This window comes from Streptomyces sp. NPDC107562 (assembly GCF_055657325.1).
Window position 1 is genome coordinate 1 of record NZ_JBVKBE010000038.1, and the last position, 2,907, is coordinate 2,907.

4 protein-coding genes and 1 pseudogene are annotated in these 2,907 nt (G+C 67.3%); 1 reads left to right on the plus strand and 4 read right to left on the minus strand.

Going from position 1 to position 2,907, the window contains the following annotated elements:
* The 3 genes and pseudogenes from ACZ7LV_RS38920 to ACZ7LV_RS38930 form a co-directional block, all read right to left on the minus strand.
* A partial coding sequence (locus ACZ7LV_RS38920) for a hypothetical protein (RefSeq protein WP_471946086.1) occupies positions 1-405 on the minus strand: 405 nt, incomplete at its 3' end.
* Between the two features lie 316 nt (positions 406-721).
* Complete coding sequence (locus tag ACZ7LV_RS38925; RefSeq protein WP_471946087.1) at positions 722-943, minus strand: DUF6207 family protein; 222 nt, start codon at positions 941-943, stop codon at positions 722-724.
* Positions 906-1,052 (minus strand): annotated as a pseudogene (locus ACZ7LV_RS38930) (hypothetical protein); the annotation flags it as partial. The pseudogene ACZ7LV_RS38930 and the gene ACZ7LV_RS38925, both read right to left, overlap by 38 nt.
* A 102-nt stretch (positions 1,053-1,154) precedes the next feature.
* Here ACZ7LV_RS38930 and ACZ7LV_RS38935 point away from each other — a divergent pair.
* Positions 1,155-1,553, plus strand: a complete 399-nt coding sequence (locus ACZ7LV_RS38935) for a TOBE domain-containing protein (RefSeq protein ID WP_471946089.1) — start codon at positions 1,155-1,157, stop codon at positions 1,551-1,553.
* A gap of 26 nt (positions 1,554-1,579) precedes the next feature.
* On the opposite strand, the gene ACZ7LV_RS38940 is transcribed toward ACZ7LV_RS38935, so the two are convergent.
* Positions 1,580-2,740: an NAD-dependent formate dehydrogenase gene (locus tag ACZ7LV_RS38940; protein WP_471946090.1), complete on the minus strand. Its 1,161-nt coding sequence runs from the start codon at positions 2,738-2,740 to the stop codon at positions 1,580-1,582.
* Positions 2,741-2,907 lie beyond the last annotated feature (167 nt).

The window sequence follows — 2,907 nt, forward strand, 5'->3', positions numbered from 1 at the left end:
CCCTACCCAACCGATAATGGTGACCGACTCGCCGGGACCAAGACTGGCCTTCGAGATGTAAATCACCCCGGCGAAGGAGTCATAGATGTCCTCGTAAGTGAACGAGGTAGCCCAGTCGGTGCGCCCCAGCTGTACACCCATGAGATGTGGGCTGGCCGCATTGTCGGAAACTTTTGCGCAGATTGTTTGAGACGCTTGGTCCCTCCAAATCTGGAGTTTTGCGTCCCAGATCCCAAGAGAGACATCTGGCATTTTGGTGCCCTTGCACGGGGCGTTGAATGGCCCGGCAAAGCCGGGGGGTGCGGCGGAAGCGGTGCCTGCTCCGCCGAGCAGGGAAAAAGCTAAAACTCCACATAATGCCGCGCTTCGAAAAGCATGCCGCTTCATCTTGTCGATCCCGCTCACCGCGTCCGCCCTACTTCTCGTTGTGTAAGGCGAAATTACGCCCTCGGCATGAACGGGTCAAGGCGCTATTCCGGCAACTGTGTGTCGCGTGCCCGCCGCCTGCGCTCGACTGCAACTTCTGCCACTGGCCCGCGCCGCCCGGGACGGGCTCCCGGCACGCGAAGTCGCCGCTCAGATCAAGACCTGGACGACCTGACCTCCCTACCGTCCGCGACCTCTCGGCAGGCCTGAACCCGGCTACAAGTGGGCGATCGTCCGCTCACGCTGGTGGTCGGGCCATCTCCCATGGGGCCGTGGGTTTCACCAGCACGGTCCTTTACCGGGGGCCTGGCGCTTCACGGGGCGGGCCGAGGGGCTGGCGCATATCGAGGTAGCAACCCAGCCGGACGCCCGCCTGGCCGGCCTGCCGGGTGGTGCGCTCCACGGATGTTGTCGCCCACTGGGCGGCCAGCGCCGCGTGGAAAAGCGAACGCCGTTTCGTCGTCCGCCGCTGCCACCTCCACCACAACCAGGCCGGGCTCGGACACGTGCACCTCATTGATCGCTTCCATGTCCGGGACGACGCCCCTGCCCGCTCGCGCGGTTCGCGTTCTCTTATGCAATTCACCCGGCCGGACGCTCGTCGACCGCCGCACTCGGGCGCCCATTGCGTACCACGGGATCGGCCGGCTGAAGAGATCGAGCTTGGTGTTCTCCAGCAGGCCGCCGCTGCTGCGTTAATGCTGTTCTCAAGGCATATCTTGGCGTCCATGCAGTCCTACACAATCGGCCAGGCCGCACGGCTGCTCGGCGTGAGTCCCGACACCGCTCGGCGGTGGGCGGACGCCGGCCGGGTGGCGACCCATCGGGACGAGAGCGGGAGGCGGCTCATCGACGGCAGGGACCTGGCCGCCTTCTCCGTGGAACTCGCCAAGGGCGGAGGTGGCGATGAGGACGACTCCTCCTACACCTCGGTCCGTAACGCCTTCCCCGGCATCGTCACCGCGATCAAGCTCGGTGACGTGGCGGCCCAGGTAGAGATCCAGGCCGGGCCGCACCGGCTGGTTTCACTGCTGACGCGGGAGGCTGTGGAGGAATTGGGGCTGGAGGTCGGGGTGGAGGCCACTGCCCGGGTGAAGTCGACGAACGTGCACATCGACCGCTTCTGAGGGCGGTGGGCGGTGGCCTCCGCGACTTACTTGGTGACCGAGTAGGAGTGCGCGCCGGCGCCTGCCAGGGCGCCGCCGTTGACGATGAGGTACTCGTCGCGGATGGGGCGGCCGGCGAACCAGGACTCCAGGATTTCGCGGGTGCCGGCCGCGTAGCGGGCCTGCGCAGACAGGGAGGAGCCGGAGATGTGCGGGGTCATGCCGTGGTGGGGCATGGTGCGCCAGGGGTGGTCGGCCGGGGCCGGCTGCGGGTACCAGACGTCGCCGGCGTAGCCCGCCAGCTGCCCGGTGCGCAGGGCGCAGTCGACCGCGTCCCGGTCGACGATCTTGGCCCGGGCCGTGTTGATGAGGTAGGCGCCGCGCTTCATCGTGGCCAGCAGCTTGTCGCCGAAGAGGCCCTCGGTCTCCGGGTGCAGCGGCGCGTTGATGGTGACGACGTCGCAGTGCGGGACCATGTCGGCCGCGCTCTCGTGGAACACCAGCCCCAGCTCGCGCTCGACGTCCTCGGGGAGCCGGTGCCGGTCGGTGTAGTGCAGCTTCACGTCGAAGGGCGCGAGACGGCGCAGGACCGCGAGGCCGATGCGTCCGGCGGCCACCGTTCCGACGTGCATGCCTTCGAGGTCGTACGAACGGGTGACGCAGTCGGCGATGTTCCAGCCGCCGTCGAGGACCACCTGGTGGGAGGGGAGGTAGTTGCGCACCAGGGACAGCGTCATCATCACCACGTGCTCGGCGACGCTGATGCTGTTGCAGTAGGTCACCTCGGCGACCGTCATGCCGTGCGCGATCGCCGCGTCGAGGTCGACGTGGTCGGAGCCGATGCCCGCGGTGACGGCCAGCTTGAGGTTCTTCGCCGCGGCGATGCGCTCCGGTGTCAGATACGCCGGCCAGAACGGCTGCGAGATGACGACGTCCGCGTCGGCCAGCTCGCGGTCGAAGACGGATCCGGCGCCGTCCTTGTCGGAGGTGACCACGAGGGTGTGGCCGGCCTTCTCCAGGTAGGAGCGCAGGCCGAGTTCGCCGGAGACGCTGCCGAGGAGGTGGCCCGGCGTGAAATCGACCGCCTCGGGGGTGGGGGTGGTCTGGCCGCCGGGGTAGCGGTCGATCGCGGGAAGGTCGTCGCGGGCGTACGTCGTGGGGTATCCGTCGGTCGGGTCGTCGTACAGGACGCAGAGCACCTTGGCCATGTCGCGGCTCCTCAACTGCGGGGTCAGCAGGTTGAGTCAAAGGCTCCTTGTGGCCGAATGCGCTGGTCAAAACGATATTTGCTATGCCGGAATAGCCGAGGGCTATCAGTGGTCGTCAGCGTCGAGGTAGGTGCGCAGCAGGTCGTCCAGCGCTTCTCGTACACCCG